The organism is Streptomyces sp. SGAir0957 (assembly GCF_043523415.1).
Genome location: NZ_CP027293.1, coordinates 7,923,623 through 7,941,868, shown reverse-complemented (window position 1 = coordinate 7,941,868; position 18,246 = coordinate 7,923,623). Strand labels below are relative to the sequence as shown.

Sequence of the window (18,246 nt, the reverse complement as noted above, 5' to 3'; positions counted from 1 at the left end):
CGCTCCACGAGACACCCTCATCCACTGTGCCCGCGGGGACGACACCCCGCATCTCGGCCAGGGGCTCCGCCCGGGGTGGGGATCTGCTGGGGTGCGGAGTGCGGGTGGGGCCCGGGGTTCTGCTGCGGCCCGGGGATTGGCCGGGGCCCGGGGCGTTGCTGGGGCCCGGAGCTTCGCCGGAGCCCGGGGCTTCGCCGGGGCCCAGCGGCGTACGTGCTTGCCCGGGTGGGGGGCCGGGGCACGTCACAGTCGTCCGGCACCCCGTAAGCGGGGCGCTCGGCGCCTCAAGGCAGGCCACCCGCAGCCGGGCGGTGCCTCCTCCCGCGCCGCGCGCATCCCTTGTGGGCCGCCGCCACCGCCCCGTAGAAGTGACCGAACACCGCGCGCGGGCGGAGCGGGGCGTCGTGCAGCCCCGGCCGGCTCCCGCTCGCCCCCGCCGCACACTCCGGCGACGGCACCCGCACACCCCCGGCGACGCACCCGCACCACCCGGCAAGGGCACCGCCCAGACCCCGCCCCTCCCCGAAAGGCACCCCGTGACCCACCCGCACCCGCTTCCCCTCGACGGAGTCACCGTCGTCAGTCTTGAGCAGGCCGTCGCCGCGCCGTTCGCCACTCGGCAGCTCGCCGATCTCGGAGCGCGGGTCGTCAAGGTCGAGCGCACCGGTGGGGGTGACTTCGCCCGCCGGTACGACACCACCGTGCACGGGCAGGCCAGCTATTTCGTGTGGCTCAACCGGTCCAAGGAAAGCCTCTGCCTCGATGTGAAGTCGCCGGAGGGGCGGGAGATCCTGGAGGAACTGCTCGCGGGCGCCGACGTGTTCGTGCAGAACCTGGCGCCGGGCGCGGCCGACCGCATGGATCTGGGAGCGGCCGCGCTCCAGGCCAGGCACCCGCGCCTGATCCCGTGCACGATCAGCGGCTACGGCACGACGGGCCCCTGGGCCCACCGCAAGGCGTACGACCTGCTCGTGCAGTGCCAGACGGGCCTGCTCTCGCTCACCGGGTCGCCCGAGGAGCCGGCCCGCGCGGGGATCTCGGTCGCCGACATCGCCGCCGGGATGTACGCCTACAGCGGCATACTGTCCGCGCTCTACACCCGGGCCACGACCGGCCGCGCGCCCACCGTCGAGGTGTCTTTGTTCGAGGCGCTGGCCGAGTGGATGGGCCAGCCCGCGTATTACACCCGCTACGGCGGCACGCAGCCGCCCCGCGTCGGCGCGAGGCACGCCACGATCGCCCCGTACGGCCCGTTCACCGCCGCCGACGGCAAGGACGTGCTGCTGTCCATCCAGAACGAGCGCGAGTGGAACGCGCTGTGCGCCACGGTCCTGGGCCGCCCCGAACTCGCCGACGACCCGCGTTTCGCCACCGGCTCCGCCCGCGTCGCCCACCGCGACGAGGTCGACGCCGCCGTGGCCGCCCGCTTCGCGGAACTCGGCAGCGAGGAGGCCATGGCCCTCCTGGACGAGGCGGGCATCGCCAACGCGGGTGTGAACTCCGTCGCCGAGTTCCTCGCGCACCCCTCGCTCGCCGGGCGCGACCGCTGGCGCGACATCGGGGTGCCGGGCGCCCCCGGCCCCGTACAGGCGCTCCTGCCACCGGCGGACCTGTCCGGGGTGACGCCCCGCATGGACCCCGTACCCCTCGCCGGGCAGCACACCGCGGACATCCTCACCGCCCTGGGGCGTGACGCCGCCGCCATCGAGCGGCTCCGGGCGGACGGGGTCGTCGATGGTCCGCTACCGGGGCAGGACCACTGACTCCGCCCCATGCCGACGGAGTCCGGTCCCGGACGCTTTGCGGATACTGTGCGTACGTTCAGGTGAATTGGGGAGAGTGCGCGCATTTTCAGTGCATAAGCTCCGCTCCGTGACAGAAAGTCAACCCGCCTTGCCACCCCCCGAGTCGGCCGACGTCGTCGTGCTCGGCGCCGGTCCGGCCGGGCTCGTCCTCGCCAACGTGCTCCAGGCGCGCGGCATCGACTGCGTCGTCCTGGAGCGCGCCACCCGCGACCACGTCCGGACCCGGGCGCGCGCCGGATTCCTGGCCGCCAACACCGTACGGATCCTGGACCGGCACGGCCTCGCGGACGGACTGCACCGGCACGGTCAGACCCACGGCACCTGCGAGTTCCGCACGGACGACGGCCGCTTCCGGCTCGACTACGGCGGCCTCGGCCTCGGCGAACGGCACACCGTCTACCCCCAACAGGCCCTCGTCACCGACCTGTTGACGAACTACCTGAAGGCCGGCGGCCGGATCCGCTTCGAGACCGAGGCGCTCGCCGTGCACGACGCCGACACCGACGCTCCGTCGGTGAGCGTGCGCGCCCCGGACGGCCGCCCCGGCCGCTGGCGTGCGCGCTACGTCGCCGGGTGCGACGGCCGGCACGGGGCGGCGCGCCGCTCCCTGCCCGAAGGAACGGTCCGCCACTTCCGCCGCGACCACCGGGTGACCTGGCTCGGGCTGCTCGCCGAGGCGCCGCCCAGCATGGACGCCGTCGGCTACGCCGTGCACGCGCGCGGGTTCGCCGGACACATGGCCCGCACCAGCGACATCACCCGCTACTACGTGCAGTGCGCGCGCGGCACCCCGCCGGACGCCTGGTCGGAGGACCGGATCTGGGACGAGCTCGACCTCCGGATGCGCGCCAAGGAGTACGGGCCGCTGCGCCGCGGCCGCGTCGTGCGGCGCGACATCGTCGACTTCGAGTCCGACGTCCTCGAACCGCTGCGCCACGGCTCCTTGTTCCTCGCGGGCGACGCCGCGGGACTGATCAGCCCGTCCGCCGCCAAGGGCGCCAACCTCGCCGTCCTGGAGGCCGAACTCCTCGCCCTCGCCCTGGCCGACGCCGTCGTCCGCAGGGACTCGACCGGGCTCGACACCTACTCCGCGCGCTGCCTCGCCCGCATCTGGCCCGCCCAGGAGTTCTCGCACTGGCTGATCGAACTGCTGCACAGATCGCCCGGCGGCGACCACGAGGCACCGTTCCACGACCGCCTGCGGCGCGCCCGGATGACCGCGCTGCGCACCTCGCGCAGCCAGCAGGACTGGTTCGCCGAGCGCTACGTCGGCGTATGACCCCGCACCCCGCGACCGCGACTGCGCCCACGCGCCCGCACCCGCACCCGCACCCGCACCCGCACCACACGGAATGAGGAACCTCCCGTAATGATCACGGCGTTGTCGGACGACACGTCGCGCCTGCGCGCGACGGTCGACTTCGTCTCCGCGCAGGACAGCGAGACCCTTCTGCCGCTCCTGCTCCCCGGGCTCGACGGCCCGGAACTGCGCGCGCTCGTCGAGCGCTGCCGCTTCGCGCACGCCGCACTGCTCCTCTTCCCGCCGGACGCGCGGACCCTCGACGAGACGTTCGCCGAGTGCGGGCTGCCGCCGGGCACGGCAGCGCGGCCCAGCGTCGTCGTCCGGGACCGGCTCGCGCTGCGCCACCACCGCGCGGCGGCCGACCTGGACGTACGCATCCTGCGCCCGGCCGTTCAAGGCCGTGACGGGCGGCCCCGTACGGTCGAGGTGTTCGCCCTCACCGTGCCGCCCGGCTCCGACCTCGTACAGGTCGCGGAGCGGGAGCGCGCCCGCCACGAGGAGGCGCACGTCGCCTTCGAGGTCGCCGCCCCCGACCCGCTGGTCCTGCGCGGTCTGCGCGCCGCGTTCGCCCGCTACGGGGCCCTTCCCGACGGGGGCGGCTACAACCCGCACGAGAACGGCACGGTGTTCTACTTCGCCGCGCCCGCCGATGCCAAGGCCGACTACCGCCGCATCGAGCTGTACGCCCCCGGCGACCACCGCGACCAGCTCGGCGCGCACCTCGACGCGTTCCGCGCCGGGCAGCCCGCGGAAACGATGCTGCGCCTGCTCACCGGCGCCTGGACCACCCAGGCCCTGGCCGTGTTCGCGCGACTCCGCGTGGCCGATGCCATGGACACCGGGCGGGCCGGCGACCTTGGGGCGCTGGCGCGCGCGGTCGGCGCCGACGCGGACAGCCTCGCCGTGCTCCTGCGCTTTCTGGCGGGCCTCGGCGTCGTCGCCGAGGAGTCACCCGGCGGCTTCCGCCTCACCTCGCTGGGCGCCTTGCTGCGCGTGGACGACCAGGGCTCCATGCGCGCGCTGGCGCTGATGTACGGCGGCCCGTTCTACGAGTCCTTCGGCGCCCTGGACCACACGGTGCGCACCGGCGAGGTCGCGTTCGACCACGTCTTCGGCAGCCACCACTTCGAGCACTTCGCGCGCGACCCGGAACTCGCCGCGCTCTTCGACGCGTCCATGGCGGCGAGCCGGCGCATGTTCGAACCGCTCCCCGCCCACCCGGTGCTCACCGCCGCCGCACGCAAACCGCGGGGCGCGACGGTCGTGGACGTCGCGGGCGGCAACGGTGAACTCCTCTCCCTCGTCCTCGCCACCCACCCGGGCCTCGACGCCGTCCTCCTGGAGCGCCCGCACGTCATCGGCGCCGCCCGCACCCGCCTCGACGCCGCCCGCTGCGCCTTCCTGCCGGGCGACTTCGCCGACGTACCGCCCGGTGCCGACGTCTACCTGCTCTCGCGGATCCTGCACGACTGGGACGACGCGCGCTGCCGCGACATCCTGCGCCACATCGCCCGCGCCATGCCCGCCGACGCCGACCTCCTCATCGTCGAACGCCTGCTGCCCACCGACTCGACCCCGTCCCTGGCCCCGGCCTGGGACCTGCACATGCGGTGCAACGTCGGCGGCCGTGAACGCACCGCCGACCACTACGCCCAGCTCCTCACCGACGCGGGCCTCACCCTCGTCGGCCACACCCCGCTCCCCCTGGACGGCCGCGTCCTGCACGCCCGCAGGAGCAGCGGGGGCGAGGACCTGTCGTCCTAGAGCCCCCGCCAGATGTTGTCGAACGCGGCGTTCTCGATCGCCCTGCGCTGACGTACGGCCTGCAGTTCCTGCACCGCCGTGCCGACCGCGACCAGGACGGTGAGCAGCGCCTCGTCGGTCGGTTCCGCGGCCGGTGCGTCGCGGAGCCCCGCGGCGGCGGCCAGCGCGGTGAGGACGGGCTCGGCCGCGGCCCAGCGCTCCTCCGCCTCGCGCCGGGCCGGGGAGTCGACCAGCTCCGTCCGTCCGGTCGGCAGCGTGCGGCGGCGTCCCCGCCTCGGCACCGCGAGCCCCGTGCGCTCGAACTCGTCGGTGTACGCCGCGGACAGCCCGCGCCCCCGGCGCCACAGCCAGTCCTCGACCGACTCGTACGGTTCCTCCCGCAGGAGCGCCGAGGCCGCCTCGTCGAGGAGGCCGTCGCCGGTGAGCGCCCGGTCGCCGGGCACGAGGTGTTCGCCGTCCAGTGCGACGGCCCGCGCCGCGACGAGGTCGAGCACCTCGGCGCCCGCGAGCGCGAGCGACAGCTCGCCCTGCTCCACCGTCCCGTCGGCCGCGCCGCCGAGGGCGACGATCGCGAGGTCCCGTGCGGTGGTCATGAGCGGCTCCTTGTGCGGTGACGGCGTACGGACGAGAGCGCCAGCGTAGGCCGCCGGGGGCGCGGACGCGCGGTGCGGGTACCCGCCGCGGTCGAACACCGCCGATCATCGGTCCCGCCGGACCCTTGTCCGATTTTCGACGCCGCGACACGCGGACGCGCGCCGCCTTGACGCGCCCACCAGTGGGGCCGCGCCGCCGCGGCCCCGACGCCCCACCGGAAACAGGCCGAGTTCCGCCCCTACCTGGTCAAACATCCGGTGGCCGCGATCATCGTTTCGAGTTAACGTCCCCGGCTTCTCTTGGATCGGCGGGCGAAGCCGCCACTACTGTTCTCGCGAAATCCCGACAGATTCCCGTCTGTATCCCGGCATTTCGTCCTGTTGTCACATCCCGCAACATGCTCGTCATCACATCCCCGTCAGCACATCCCTGTCGTCACATCCCCGTCGCCATACCCCGTCGTCACCTCCCTTCGTCCGATCCCGCACGGGCACCCGCAGCCGCCCGACCAAGGAGAGCTCCCCCCGATGACAACCGTTGACTCGACCCCGGAGGCTCGCACCGAGCCGCCCCGGCAGACCAGTCTGGGCACCGCCGCCGCCCGCAACCTCTCCACCACCACCAAGTCCGCCCCGCAGATGCAGGAGATCACCTCCCGCTGGCTGCTGCGGATGCTTCCCTGGGTCGAGACGACCGGCGGTACCTACCGGGTGAACCGGCGCCTGACCTACACGGTCGGCGACGGCCGCGTGGAGTTCATCCAGGACGGTTCGCACGTCCGCGTGATCCCCCGCGAACTCGGCGAACTGGCGCCGCTGCGCGGCTTCGACGACGTGGACGTCCTGACCGCCATCGCCGACAAGTGCGTCCAGCGCGACTTCGCCGCCGGCGACACCCTGGTCGAACGCGGCACGCCCTCCGAAGAGCTCCACCTCATCGCGCACGGCCGCGTCCGCCAGCACGCCGTCGGCGAATACGGGGACGAGGTCACGCTCGACGTACTCGCCGACGGCGACCGGTTCGGGGACGACGCGCTCCTGGACCCGAACGCCCTCTGGGAGCAGACCGCGGTCGCCGAGACCTCCGGCACGCTGCTCACCCTGTCGCGCGCCGACTTCGCCGGCGTGCTGGACAACGCGCCGAACCTGCGCTCCCACGTCGAGGAGTTCAAGTCCCGCGCGCAGCGCGGCCAGAACCACCGCGGCGAGGCGGAGATCGCCATGTCCGCCGGCCACTCGGGCGAGCACGAACTGCCCGGCGCGTTCGTCGACTACGAGTCGCAGCCGCGCCAGTACGAGCTGTCGGTGGCGCAGACGATCCTGCGCGTCCACACCCGCGTCGCCGACCTCTACAGCGAGCCGTTCAACCAGACGAAGGAACAACTCCGGCTCACCATCGAGGCGTTGCGCGAGCGCCAGGAGGACGAACTCATCAACAACCGCGAGTTCGGCCTGCTCCACAACTCCGACTTCAAGCAGCGCATCCAGCCGCACTCGGGCCCGCCCACCCCGGACGACCTGGACAACCTGCTCTGCCGCAGGCGCGGCACGAAGTTCTACCTCGCGCACCCGCGCACCATCGCGGCGATCGGCCGGGAGTTCAACGCGCGCGGCCTGTACCCGGACCACGTCGACGTCGGCGGCCAGCAGGTCCCGGCCTGGCGCGGCGTCCCCATCCTGCCGTGCAACAAGATCCCGATCACCCCGGAGCGGACCAGCTCGATCCTGGCCATGCGTACGGGGGTCGAGGAGCAGGGCGTCATCGGACTGCGCCAGACCGATCTGCCGGACGAGGTCGAGCCGGGCCTGAACGTCCGCTTCATGGGCCTCGACGAACGGGCGATCACCTCCTACCTCGTCTCCACCTACTACTCCGCGGCGATCCTCGTGCCGGACGCGTGCGGCGTCCTGGAGAACGTGCAGATCTCCCACTGGCCCCGGTAGCGGGTCCGGCGCGTGAAACGACAGGCACTCACCCCACCGAGGAGTTCCCGAGGAGTCATGGATGCCCCCGCCTGAGCTCACCCCGCCTCAGTCGACCGTGCCGGAGGCCGCCGCGGGCTTCGGGGCGCGCGTACTCGCCGACGCGGCTTCGCACGCCCGCGACATCAGCGCCTTCCTGGGCGGCGGCGCCCCGGCAGCGCCGCCCGCGCAGACCACGGTGGTCGAGACGCCGGCTCCGCCGATCGACGTGGCGCGGCTCCTGCGCGGGCCCAGCGGACTCGGCACGGCAGGTCTGCGGCTGAGCCCCCGGGAGGAGGCGCCGTGCCCGCCGGAGGCGGTGGAGCCCCCGGCGGCTCCGCTGCCCGCGCCGTCCGCCGGGTCGGGGCCGGCGGTCCCGGGCCTGTACCACCACCCGGTGCCCGACCCCGATCCGGTGCGCGTCGAGGAGGTCGGCCGGCGCATCAAGTCCTGGGCGATGGACGAGGTCTCCCTGTACCCGGACGACTGGGAGGAGGAGTTCGACGGGTTCTCGGTGGGCAGCTACATGGTCGGCTGCCACCCCGACGCGCCCAGCGTCGACCACGTCATGCTCGCCACGCGCCTGATGGTGGCCGAGAACGCGGTGGACGACTGCTACTGCGAGGACCACGGCGGCTCGCCCGTCGGCCTCGGCGAGCGCCTCCTCCTCGCGCACACCGCCCTCGACCCGCTGCACACGACGGCCGAGTACCACCCGCAGTGGGCGCAGTCGCTGCACTCGGACGCGCCGCGGCGCGCCTACCGCTCCGCCATGGAGTACTTCGTACGGGCGGCCAGCCCCTCCCAGGCCGACCGGTACCGGCACGACATGGCCCGTCTGCACTTGGGCTATCTCGCCGAGGCCGCCTGGGCGCAGGAGGAGCGTGTGCCGGAGGTGTGGGAGTACCTGGCGATGCGCCAGTTCAACAACTTCCGCCCCTGCCCCACCATCACCGACACCGTCGGCGGCTACGAACTGCCCGCGGATCTGCACGCCCGGCCCGAGATGCAGCGGGTCATCGCCCTCGCGGGCAACGCCACGACCATCGTCAACGACCTGTACTCGTACACCAAGGAGCTCGACGCACCCGGTCTGCACCTGAACCTGCCGGTCGTGCTCGCGCGGCGCGAGGACCTCTCCGAGCGGGACGCCTACCTGAAGGCGGTCGAGGTCCACAACGACCTCATGCACGACTTCGAGAACGAGGCGGCGGCCCTGGCCGCGGCCTGCCCCGAACCGCACGTCCATCGTTTCCTGCGCGGCGTCGCCGCGTGGGTCGACGGCAATCACCACTGGCACCAGAACAACACCTACCGCTACAGCCTGCCCGACTTCTGGTAAGAGATTGGAACCATCTGTGACCAGCACCGAACTCACCGCCCCCGCCACCGGCGTCCCCCACCTCGTCCCCGGCCCCGCCACGCCCTACCAGGGGGACATCGCCCGGTACTGGGACGGCGAGGCCCGGCCGGTGAACCTGCGGCTCGGCGATGTCGACGGTCTGTACCACCACCACTACGGCATCGGCGAGGTCGACCGCTCCGCGCTCGGCGACGGCCGTGACAAGGACAGCGAGCAGAAGCTGATCGCCGAGCTGCACCGCCTGGAGTCGGCGCAGGCCGAGGTCCTGTTGCGGCACCTCGGCGACATCGGCCGCGGTGACACCGTGGTGGACGCCGGCTGCGGCCGCGGCGGCTCGATGGTGATGGCGCACCAGCGCTTCGGGTGCAAGGTCGAAGGAGTCACCCTCTCGGCCAAGCAGGCCGACTTCGCCAACGGCCGCGCCGCCGAGCTGGGCATCGAGGACCATGTGCGGGCCCGCGTGTGCAACATGCTCGACATGCCCTTCGAGACCGGGCAGGCGGCCGGTTCGTGGAACAACGAGTCGAGCATGTACGTCGATCTGCACGACCTGATGGCGGAGCACTCGCGCGTCCTGTCGGTCGGCGGCCGCTACGTGACCATCACCGGCTGCTGGAACCCGCGGTACGGGCAGCCGTCGAAGTGGGTGTCGCAGATCAACGCGCACTTCGAGTGCAACATCCACTCGCGCCGTGAGTACCTGCGGGCGATGGCCGACAACCGCCTCGTGCCGCAGGCGGTCATCGACCTCACGCCCGACACGTTGCCCTACTGGGAGCTGCGGGCCACTTCCTCGCTGGTCACGGGGATCGAGGACGCGTTCATCAACTCGTATCAGGACGGCTCCTTCCAGTACGTACTGATCGCCGCCGACCGCGTCTGACCGCTCGACGCCGACGGGGAGGGTCCGGATCGCCGGGCCCTCCCCGTCGGCGTCTCCCGTTCCCGGCGTGGACCCTCACCTCTGGATCTCCGCCCCGCCGGCGCGCCGCATAGGCTGCCGCCGTGAACGACAGCGCGCACGACCTCCGCATACGACCGGGCACCCTGGCCGACGCACCCGCCGTCCTTGACATGCTCGACGGTGCCGTCGCCTGGATGAACGCCCGTGGCAACACCGAGCAATGGGGCACGACGCCGTACTCGCGAAAGCCCGGCGGGGTCGCGCGGGTCGAGGGGTACATGAGCGTGCACACCCCGTTCATCGCGGAGTGGGACGGGCGGATCGCCGGCGCCGTCGTCCTCGATTCCGGGCCCAGTCCGCAGATGCCGATCACCCCCGCCGACGAGCCCGAACGGTACGTCCGGCTGCTGGTCACCGACCGCCGGCGGGCCGGTCTGGGCATCGGGGCCGCCCTGCTGACCCATGCCGCGCGGGAGACCCGGCGCGCGGGTGTGGAGCTGCTCCGGGTGGACTGCTGGGCGGGCGGCGGGGGCGAACTGGTCGCGTTCTACGAGCGCAACGGGTTCACCCCGACCGAGCGGTTCACGGTCGGGACCTGGCCCGGCCAGGTGCTGTCGCGGAGAGTCGCCTGAACGGGCAGACTCACGTCATGGTGGACATGAGGGCGTTCCAGGACGCGGTGACCCGCTGGGCGGCGGGCGGCCCCGGGGAGCCCGCGCGCCGTCTCGCCGAGGAAGTCGGCGTGCGCACCGCCGTACTGCTCGAAGGGCTCAGCGACCTCGCGGCGGTGGAGGCACTGGCCGCGGCGCGGGACAGGGACCTCGCCGCCGAAGGGGTGTGCGTCGTGGCGATGGGCGGCGCCATGAGCGTCGGCCGGTACGCCGGTCTCCTCGGCCCGGCCGGCCTCGGTCTGCGGCTGACCGGGCTCTGCGACGAGAACGAGAAGGGTTTCTACGAGCGCGGCCTCGCGCGGGCACAAGCGCGGCCCGACGCGATCCAGGTGTGCGCCGCCGATCTGGAGGACGAGTTGCTCCGCGCCCTCGGCACCGCGACGGTCGAGGACATCTTCCGCGCCGAGGGCGACTTCCGGGCCTGGCAGACGTTCCGCCGCCAGCCCGCGCAGCTCGGCCGGTCCGTGCATCAGCAGGCCCGGCGCTTCCTCGGCACGAAGAAGGGCCGCAAGATCCGTTACGGCCGTCTCCTCGTGGAGGCCCTCGCCCCTGACCAGGTGCCGCCGCCGCTCGACGACCTCCTCGCCCACCTGCACACCTGAGACGCCGGCCGACCGACACACACCGCGGCACACCTGAGACACCGCACGACACACATCCCGGCACACCTACTCCTGCGCAAACAACTCACATGCGGCGCCCCGCCCGCCTCTGCGATCCTGCCCGCATGGCGCAGAGTCTCGAATCGCTGGTCGTCCGGCACACCCACCGTCTTCCCGCCCCCGCCGGGTCCGCCGGCCAAGGGGCCGTCGCCGCGCGGCAGTTCGACGCGGCGCTGACCTCGGTCGGCTTCAAGCTCTCGGCCGAGCTGCTGCACCGGCTCTCCGGTCTCTCCGAGGCCGCGGTCCTGCACACGGCCAGGCGGACCCTGCGCACCGTCGCCGAGATGGTGGGCGACCACGTGCGGCACAACACATACTTCATCGACTTCCCCGCGCATGTGCCGGACACCGAGGAGTTCTGGACGCGCTGTGTGGCCGAGGCCCTCGGGGACGAGAACGCACGAGAGAGGGTCCTCGCGCAGCTGGCCCGCCACACGCTCGATCTGCTCAGCCTCCCCGCGTACGGCCGCTACCGGCACACGTACGAGGAGATGGTCGCCCGGCACGACGAGCTGATCGCGGCGGCGGGCGACCGGGTCACCGTCCTGCACCTCGGCGGGGACCTTGAGGACGAACTCACCGAGCTGTACCTGGCGTTGGCGGGCAGTGTCACCCCGCTCGGCGAGGACGACCTGCGCGACCTCGCCGTGCTCGCCGCGCGGTGCGCCCTCGGCCCGCAGCCGGAGACGATCCCGGTCCGCGAGAACCGGGCGGTCGTCAACGTGGCCCGCCTCGGCGTGGGCGCCGGACTCCTCCTCGACACCGTCACCGACGTACTGCGCCTCGCCTGTGCCCTGTCGGGCGGCGACGTGACCCTCCGGGAGCCGACCCGGTTCCGTACGCTGCCGCGGCCGGTGCGCCGCGCGCTGCTCGCGGGGCTCGACGCCGTGATCGCGGCGAACCCGGCGAAACTCGCCGACGTGCACGCCCACCGTGAGCCCTTCAAGCGGCTCGGAGAGCGGCTGCACCCGCACGAGTACCCGCGTTGGCCGCACGCCGCCGACGTGTTCGCCGTCGCGCGGGGCGAGAAGGAGGCACCCACCTTCGGCAGCCGTGTCGAGGCGCTGCTCGGCGCGACCGACGTGCTCGGGGCGGTCAAGCTCCTCGATTCCGCTCCGGGCCGGCTGTTCCGCGCCCTCGACCACCTGCTGCGCGTCGCGGATGGCCAGGAGGAGCGGGACGCGGTGGTGGCCGCCGCGGTGCGCGCCGCCCCCGGCGTCTCCGGCCGGGTCGTTCTCTCGGTGCGCGAGCACCTGCACAACCGGCAGCGGGAGACCGGCGAACCCCGCATCTTCGTCAACGGCCGCGGCCGCGCCTGGGTGGCCCCGGACGCCCGGCCGCCGCTGCCCGCCGCCGACCGCGACCGGCTGATCGCGGCGCTCGACGCCGAAGTGCGCCGCAGGCTCCCGGCACCGCGACGGCTGCTGCTCGACCCCGACGTCCTCGACGTGGCGCTCCCGCTCAGCGGCAAAGCGACCGCGGCCGGGCTCGGCGTCCTGCCGCGCGGCTCGGTCTCCCGGGTCGACGGCGACCACCTGCGCTTCTTCGTGTACTGGAAGGAGGCGGGGAAGCGGACCGACTACGACCTCTCCGCGCTGCTCCTGCGCGGCGACTACAGCACCGACACCTGGCTCTCGTACACGTCGCTCAGGACCGTCGGCGGCCGGCACTCGGGCGACATCACCGAAGCGCCCGACGGCGCCTCGGAGTTCATCGACCTGTCCCTGGACCGTGTGCGCAGCCCCTTCATCGCTCCTCAGGTCGACATCTACGCGGGCGAGGGCTTCGACGAGGTCGAGGAGTCGTTCTTCGGGTTCATGGTGCGGGACGGCGCGCGGAAGGGCCGCCCGTTCGAGCCGCGGACGGTGCGGATGAAGTCGGAGCTGCGCGGGACGGGCCGGGTGGCGCTGCCGCTGGTGTTCCGGCGCGGCGACGACGGACGGTGGCGCGCCAAGTGGCTGCACCTGTACCTGCGGGGCATCTCGTCGGGCAACCAGGTCGAGGAGAACCAGGCGTCGGTGTCGAAGGTGGTGCGCGCCGTCGTGGAGCGCGACCAGCTGACGGTGGCCTACCTCGCCGACCTGATGTCCGACGAGGCGACGACCGTGCATGTGTGGGAGAGCGGTGCGCCGGTGCCGGACGAGCCGGTCACGTACATCGGTCTGGAGCGGCCCGAGGGGCTGCACCCGGACTCCCGCGTCATCACCCTCGGAAATCTGCGCGACCTGATACCGGCGTGAGTGTTAGCGTTGCCCGTGGCGAGGCCATGAAGGGGCTTCCTTCTCACATCACTCTCTGAAACAAGCCTCTTCGCTTTCCTCGCCCTTTTTCTTGCCCTACTGCTGCTCCTGCTCCCGCTCCTGCTCCTCCTTCGCTGCCTCGTCCGCGCGGGACGCGCGCCGTCCCCGTGTGACGGCCAGGACGGTGCCCACCACGGCGATCACCGCGATCGCGATGGCGATGCTGAGCCCGCCCTCGGTGTCCCAGTACACGTCCTCCAGGCTGATCAGGAGGGCCGCCTCGTCGATGACGAGGGCCATCCCCACCCCGTAGGCGAGGCCGAGCCAGGCCCGGGCGCGCGGCGAACTCTCGGACAGCGCGGTCGCGCCGACGATCATCAGGAGCAGGATGCCCCACACGTAGTGGTGCAGGTGGACCCCGCCCGCGCTGACGTCGCCGAAGCCGCCCACGTCGATGTGGATGAGCCAGGTGAGCAGCCGCATCCCGCCGAAGGTGAGCGTGAACCCGTACCAGGCGAGGACGTAGCCGCGGCGCTCGGGCGAGATGCCCGGCAGCAGGCGCAGCAAGGGCGCGAACTTCTTCGGCTCCTTGGACGAACGGGACCGGTCGCGCAGGGGCGTCGACATCATGCGGGTCCTCCGGGGCCGTCCGCGATGAACTTCTGGACCAGCGTCGCCATGGCGTCGGGCGCGCTGTAGTGGGCGGCGTGGGCGGCGCCGGGGATCTCGGCGGTGCGGCCGTCGGCGACGAGGGACGCGATCCGGCGCGTCCAGGGCGGGGACGCGAGGGGGTCGCCCTCCCCGCGGACGACGAGGGCAGGGACCTGGACCCGCGCCAGATGCGCCTCGAAGGACCCGGCCGCGTCCCGCAACGCGTGCCGGTACTCGGCGGCACACCGCAGCAGCCCGGTGACCAGGTAGTCGAAGACCGCGAGCCCGAACAGGCGCAGCGGTTCGCGGGGGGCGTCCCGGACAAGGAGCGCGCACTGGCGCCAGGCCGGCACGGCGGGGTCGAGCGCCGGGCCGACCAGGACGAGCCGGCTCACCATGTCCGGGTGCTCGGCGGCCAGGGCCGCGGTGACCTGGCAGCCGACGGAGTTGGCGACCAGCACGACCGGGCCGAGGCCGAGCCGTCGGTGCCAGTGCGCGAGGGCGCGGGCGTGCTCCGCGATGTCCGGCGCGCGGGAGGCGGCGCCCCGCGAGCGCGCGTTGCCGGGCAGGTCGGGCACGAGGACGCTCGCTCCTTGTGCGGCGAGCCGCCGGGCGAGCGGAACGAAGTAGCGGCCCGAGAGCCCCAGTCCGTGGACGAGCACCACGGCCGGTTCGCCCTCGCGCGGGGGCGCACCGAACGCGCGGGTGAAGAACCCGCCCCTTTTCGTCAGATCCATCGGCCCACCCTTACCTTGTGCGCGGCCCGTGGCCGTGGCGGCCCCGCCGGGTGCGGGGAACTACCACTCCCCGGACATGGCAAACGGGGGGCGGGCGGTCTGCGGTGGTCAGGGCCGGGGTCATGGCGACCGGTTGCCCGTGCAGTCCACAAGTAATCGGTTCCGCCCCGCGACCCCACCGTGGGCGCGGGGCGGCGACAGCCGGGCCGCGTTACGCGGAGGGCACCGAGCCGGTGGCGTAGTAGGGCTTGCAGACCGTCCCGTCGTAGTCGGTGGCGATCTCCAGGAGACTGCGGCCGTCGGCCGAAGGGAGCAGCGCCGAACTGTAGTTGGGGCAGTAGTCGACGGTGGTCGAGGACACGGCGACGGGCGCGGCGATCTCCCGCCAGGCGCCCGCTCCCCCGTTGTCGTTGACCCACACGGTGCGCCCGCTGCCCGCCGCGACCGAGTCGTCCTTGTTGTGCATGACCTGGCCGATCAGGAAGAGGCGGCCGGTGGCGGAGCCGCTCAGGGGCGCCCAGGCCACGGTCGGCGCGTGCTTGAAGTACTTGCCGTCACCGGTCTCGGGGCGGTAGCCGAGGTGGGCGGGATCGCCCCAGTTCCAGCCGTCGGCGGAGGTGCGGTAGTGCACGACGCACACGTACTGCCCGGCCGCGGCGCAGATCTCGTACGTCATGAAGTACGTGCCGTTGGCCAGGCGCCGTACGACGGCCATGCCGGGCCGGTCGGAGGCGAGGTTGCTGGCGATGGTGGCGTGGTGGCCGGACCAGTTCACGCCGTTCGTGGTGCGGGCGGCCATGAGTTTCTGGCTGTGCGCGGCGTCGGTCTCGTCGGAGTAGTGGGCGACGAGTTCGCCCGCGGCGTCGACGGAGAACTCCGGTTCCCACAGGCCCTTCTCGTTGCCCGCGGTCGCCACGGTGGAGAGGTGGCTCCAGGTGCGGCCGGTGTCCGAGCTCTTGAAGACGCGCAGGGCCATCCGGCGGCCGGGTTCGTCCTGACCGACCGAGGCCGCCCAGAGCAGGGTGCCCGCGGGCAGGTTCCCGATCTGGCGCGGGAGTTCGAAGAGGGTGGAGCAGCACAGCCCCTGACCGCCCGCCGCCTCCGGGTCGGTGACCGTGCCGACCTGGCGGAAGGTGCGGCCGCCGTCGGTGGACTCGTGGACGGCGCCGAGGCCGTTGTTCCCGGAGAAGGTGACGACGGAGGCGAGGACCCGCCCGTTGGCCGATCCGCTGTGTTCGAGGCGGATGGCGCGCGGGTAGAGGCCGGTGCCGTCGCGCAGCTTGGTGCCGGTGGCCGCGTCGGCGGTGCCGGACTGGACGGCGCCGAGCAGCGAGACGAGCAGCCCGAGGAGCACCACGGCGGTGAGGGCCGCTCTTCGCCGGGGGACTTGGGGGACCGGTTCGAGCGGGCGCACGGGCGACTGCGGCTGCATGGAGCCTCCTCCGGTGAACGATTTACATCGTTGTACTCAGTGGGTGAAGAGGCGTCAAGAGGCGGTGCTGTGCGGCATGAGAGGCCCCATGCCGCACAGCGCCGCAGGGAGAAACAGTGTCCCGACTACCGGATCTCAGCCCCGGCCGAGCACACAGAACTCGTGGCCGTCGGGGTCGCTGAGGCACTTCCAGGAGACGTCGCCCTGGCCGAGGTCCAGGTCCGTGGCGCCCAGCCCGCGCAGGCGCACCACCTCCGCCTCCTGGTCGTCGCCCGCGTACGGCAGCAGGTCGATGTGGACGCGGTCCGGCACCGTCTTCGGGCCCTGGCGGAGGAACTCGACGTAGGGGCCGACGCCCTTGGCGGAGCGCAGCCTCGCGTGGTCGTCGTCGACGTCGTGCAGGGTCCAGTCCGTGGCGGCGTCCCAGAACCCGGCCATGGCGCGCGGGTCCACACAGTCGATCACGATCGCGGCGATCGGACCGGTGTCGCGGTACATGTCGCGCGGTTCGAGCACGCAGAACTCGTTGCCCTCCGGGTCGGCGAGGACCACCCAGGGCACGTCGCCCTGTCCTACGTCGACGGGGGTCGCGCCGAGCGCGCGCAGGCGGGCGACCAGCTCCGCCTGGTGCGCCCGCGAGGTGGTGGCGAGGTCGAGGTGCACCCGGTTCTTGGTGGCCGACTTCGGTTCCGGGACGGTGACGACGTCGACGCAGACGGCGGACGCGTCCGGCCACACGAAGCCGTCGCCGGGTTCGACGTTGGTGACGCCGGGGGCCTCGCTGGACACGCCCCAGCCGAGCGCCGCCGCCCAGAAGCCGCCGACCACGGCGTCGTCCAGGGCCTTGATGTTCACGTTCACAGGTCGCAATGCCATGGCGGTGACCCTACGCATCCGGCGCGGGCCCCGACAGGTGGCGTCACCGAAGAGAGATCGACTTGCCGCGGCCGGCCCGGCGCCCGCTCCTCACGAGGGCCTGTGCGTCACGGCTTGAGCGGCAGAGGCAGCGGCAGCGACAGCGGCTGCCGCGCCGCCGCCGTCGACTCGCGGACGTCCAGCCAGTGCGGCGCCACGTGCACCTCGAACGGCAGCGGTTCGCTCGCCCGGATGCGGGCCGCCAGGCACTTCACGGCGAGGGCCGCGATGGCGCCCTTGTCGGGGACGAGCGTCGTCAGGGACGGGGTGGCGTAGAGGGCCTCCTCGGAACCGTCGATACCCGCGAGCGCGATGTCACCGGGCACGCTCAGGCCCGCTTCGTGGACCGCCCGCTGCGCGCCGACGGCCAGCAGGTCGCTGAAGCAGAAGACGGCGTCCGGGCGCAGCTCCGGAGGGAGACCCAGCAGGGTGCGCATCGCGAGCAGGCCGTTGGCCCGGTCGAACTCCCCGATGGCGGGCGCGAGCCGCGGGTCGAACGGTAACCCGGCGTCGTGCAGGGCGAGTTGGAACCCTTCCAGGCGCTGCCGGCTGGTGGCCGACGCCTTCACGTCCGCGCCGATCGCGGCGACACGTGTGCGCCCCAGGCCGACGAGGTGTGCGGTGACGTCCCGTGCCGCCGCGACGTTGTCTATGAGGACGTGGTCGGCGACGACATGGTCGCGCTGGTAGCCGCGCTCGCCGAGCAGGACGAGCGGAAACGCGTCGGCGACGGGCGCGAGTTCGGTCGTGGAGACGTGCAGCGGCGACAGGATCACCCCGTCGAGCAGCGAGGCGCCCACACCGGTGGCGAGGCGCAGCTCCTCCGCCGGGTCGCCGAGGGTCTCCTCGATGAGCACGGTGAGGCCGAGGGCGGTGGCCTCCGCGCGGATATGGTGCGCGAGTTCGGCGAAGTACGGTGTGGTCAGGTCCGGGACGGCGAGCGCGATCAGGCCGCTGCGGCCGGTGCGCAGTCTGCGGGCCGAGGGGTTGGGCCGGTAGCCGAGTTCGCGGACGGCGCGCAGGACCCGTTCCCGGGTGGCCGGTGACACCTTGGGCGCGTCGCGTACAACGTTGGACACGGTCTTGATGGAGACGCCCGCCCGTATCGCCACGTCTTTGAGTGTCACGGCTGTCATGGAACGACCCCCTTGGTCAAGTTGCCCATCGATTATGCACTTTCGAGCAGCGCGGGCCAGCGGGCGGTGGATGCGGACTGGGCGGCGCCGAAGGGTTGACCCCGTGGA

General features: G+C 72.9%; 15 protein-coding genes. 9 read left to right on the top strand and 6 right to left on the bottom strand.

The annotated features are described in order from the left end of the window. Window positions 1-536: 536 nt before the first annotated feature. The 3 genes from C1N81_RS41360 to C1N81_RS41350 all read left to right on the top strand — a co-directional run bounded on the left by C1N81_RS41360 (window position 537) and on the right by C1N81_RS41350 (window position 4,872). Window positions 537-1,763 (top strand): CaiB/BaiF CoA transferase family protein, encoded by a 1,227-nt coding sequence (locus tag C1N81_RS41360; RefSeq protein WP_394436589.1) that lies wholly within the window; start codon window positions 537-539, stop codon window positions 1,761-1,763. A gap of 109 nt (window positions 1,764-1,872) precedes the next feature. After that, window positions 1,873-3,084, top strand: a complete 1,212-nt coding sequence (locus C1N81_RS41355; RefSeq protein WP_394436588.1) for a 4-hydroxybenzoate 3-monooxygenase — start codon at window positions 1,873-1,875, stop codon at window positions 3,082-3,084. A 90-nt stretch (window positions 3,085-3,174) separates the two neighbouring features. Then, entirely contained in the window at window positions 3,175-4,872 is a 1,698-nt protein-coding gene (locus C1N81_RS41350; protein ID WP_394436587.1) for a methyltransferase, read from the top strand. On the opposite strand, the gene C1N81_RS41345 is transcribed toward C1N81_RS41350, so the two are convergent. Beyond that, window positions 4,869-5,465: a GPP34 family phosphoprotein gene (locus C1N81_RS41345; RefSeq protein ID WP_394436586.1), complete on the bottom strand. Its 597-nt coding sequence runs from the start codon at window positions 5,463-5,465 to the stop codon at window positions 4,869-4,871. The genes C1N81_RS41350 and C1N81_RS41345 overlap by 4 nt on opposite strands. Before the next feature lie 528 nt (window positions 5,466-5,993). Here C1N81_RS41345 and C1N81_RS41340 point away from each other — a divergent pair. The 6 genes from C1N81_RS41340 (at window position 5,994) to C1N81_RS41315 (ending at window position 13,267) form a co-directional block, all read left to right on the top strand. After that, window positions 5,994-7,409 carry a family 2B encapsulin nanocompartment shell protein gene (locus tag C1N81_RS41340; protein WP_394436585.1) on the top strand — a complete coding sequence of 472 codons (1,416 nt, stop codon included), beginning with the start codon at window positions 5,994-5,996 and terminating at the stop codon, window positions 7,407-7,409. 61 nt (window positions 7,410-7,470) lie between these two features. Beyond that, window positions 7,471-8,769 carry a family 2 encapsulin nanocompartment cargo protein terpene cyclase gene (locus tag C1N81_RS41335; protein ID WP_394436584.1) on the top strand — a complete coding sequence of 433 codons (1,299 nt, stop codon included), beginning with the start codon at window positions 7,471-7,473 and terminating at the stop codon, window positions 8,767-8,769. A 16-nt stretch (window positions 8,770-8,785) separates the two neighbouring features. Next, the gene (locus C1N81_RS41330; RefSeq protein ID WP_394436583.1) at window positions 8,786-9,673 is read left to right on the top strand and encodes a geranyl diphosphate 2-C-methyltransferase; all 888 of its coding nucleotides are present in this window, start codon (window positions 8,786-8,788) and stop codon (window positions 9,671-9,673) included. A 122-nt stretch (window positions 9,674-9,795) separates the two neighbouring features. Then, on the top strand, window positions 9,796-10,326 hold the full coding sequence (locus C1N81_RS41325) for a GNAT family N-acetyltransferase (protein WP_394436582.1): 531 nt from the start codon (window positions 9,796-9,798) through the stop codon (window positions 10,324-10,326). A gap of 17 nt (window positions 10,327-10,343) precedes the next feature. Beyond that, window positions 10,344-10,967: a TOPRIM nucleotidyl transferase/hydrolase domain-containing protein gene (locus C1N81_RS41320; RefSeq protein WP_394436581.1), complete on the top strand. Its 624-nt coding sequence runs from the start codon at window positions 10,344-10,346 to the stop codon at window positions 10,965-10,967. A 125-nt stretch (window positions 10,968-11,092) separates the two neighbouring features. After that, the gene (locus C1N81_RS41315; RefSeq protein ID WP_394436580.1) at window positions 11,093-13,267 is read left to right on the top strand and encodes a hypothetical protein; all 2,175 of its coding nucleotides are present in this window, start codon (window positions 11,093-11,095) and stop codon (window positions 13,265-13,267) included. A 96-nt stretch (window positions 13,268-13,363) separates the two neighbouring features. Here C1N81_RS41315 and C1N81_RS41310 read toward each other — a convergent pair whose 3' ends face one another. The 5 genes from C1N81_RS41310 to C1N81_RS41290 all read right to left on the bottom strand — a co-directional run bounded on the left by C1N81_RS41310 (window position 13,364) and on the right by C1N81_RS41290 (window position 18,138). Then, window positions 13,364-13,897 carry a hypothetical protein gene (locus C1N81_RS41310; protein WP_394436579.1) on the bottom strand — a complete coding sequence of 178 codons (534 nt, stop codon included), beginning with the start codon at window positions 13,895-13,897 and terminating at the stop codon, window positions 13,364-13,366. Further along, window positions 13,894-14,655 (bottom strand): alpha/beta fold hydrolase, encoded by a 762-nt coding sequence (locus C1N81_RS41305; RefSeq protein ID WP_394436578.1) that lies wholly within the window; start codon window positions 14,653-14,655, stop codon window positions 13,894-13,896. Before C1N81_RS41305 ends, C1N81_RS41310 begins: the two co-directional genes overlap by 4 nt. Before the next feature lie 211 nt (window positions 14,656-14,866). Next, window positions 14,867-16,087, bottom strand: a complete 1,221-nt coding sequence (locus C1N81_RS41300) for a sialidase family protein (RefSeq protein WP_394436577.1) — start codon at window positions 16,085-16,087, stop codon at window positions 14,867-14,869. A 135-nt stretch (window positions 16,088-16,222) separates the two neighbouring features. After that, a complete protein-coding gene (locus C1N81_RS41295) occupies window positions 16,223-16,963 on the bottom strand; it encodes a VOC family protein (protein WP_394436575.1) in 741 nt (246 codons plus the stop codon). Between the two features lie 107 nt (window positions 16,964-17,070). Continuing rightward, a complete protein-coding gene (locus tag C1N81_RS41290) occupies window positions 17,071-18,138 on the bottom strand; it encodes a LacI family DNA-binding transcriptional regulator (RefSeq protein WP_394436574.1) in 1,068 nt (355 codons plus the stop codon). Window positions 18,139-18,246: the final 108 nt, after the last annotated feature.

What these genes read in the sequence shown, in the direction of transcription:
- C1N81_RS41335 (WP_394436584.1), top strand. Translation starts at nt 7,471, where the DNA reads ATGCCCCCGCCTGAGCTCACCCCGCCTCAGTCGACCGTGCCGGAGGCC.
- C1N81_RS41310 (WP_394436579.1), bottom strand. Translation starts at nt 13,897, where the DNA reads ATGATGTCGACGCCCCTGCGCGACCGGTCCCGTTCGTCCAAGGAGCCG.
- C1N81_RS41315 (WP_394436580.1), top strand. Translation starts at nt 11,093, where the DNA reads ATGGCGCAGAGTCTCGAATCGCTGGTCGTCCGGCACACCCACCGTCTT.
- C1N81_RS41345 (WP_394436586.1), bottom strand. Translation starts at nt 5,465, where the DNA reads ATGACCACCGCACGGGACCTCGCGATCGTCGCCCTCGGCGGCGCGGCC.
- C1N81_RS41305 (WP_394436578.1), bottom strand. Translation starts at nt 14,655, where the DNA reads ATGGATCTGACGAAAAGGGGCGGGTTCTTCACCCGCGCGTTCGGTGCG.
- C1N81_RS41340 (WP_394436585.1), top strand. Translation starts at nt 5,994, where the DNA reads ATGACAACCGTTGACTCGACCCCGGAGGCTCGCACCGAGCCGCCCCGG.
- C1N81_RS41290 (WP_394436574.1), bottom strand. Translation starts at nt 18,138, where the DNA reads ATGACAGCCGTGACACTCAAAGACGTGGCGATACGGGCGGGCGTCTCC.
- C1N81_RS41300 (WP_394436577.1), bottom strand. Translation starts at nt 16,087, where the DNA reads ATGCAGCCGCAGTCGCCCGTGCGCCCGCTCGAACCGGTCCCCCAAGTC.
- C1N81_RS41350 (WP_394436587.1), top strand. Translation starts at nt 3,175, where the DNA reads ATGATCACGGCGTTGTCGGACGACACGTCGCGCCTGCGCGCGACGGTC.
- C1N81_RS41320 (WP_394436581.1), top strand. Translation starts at nt 10,344, where the DNA reads ATGGTGGACATGAGGGCGTTCCAGGACGCGGTGACCCGCTGGGCGGCG.
- C1N81_RS41295 (WP_394436575.1), bottom strand. Translation starts at nt 16,963, where the DNA reads ATGGCATTGCGACCTGTGAACGTGAACATCAAGGCCCTGGACGACGCC.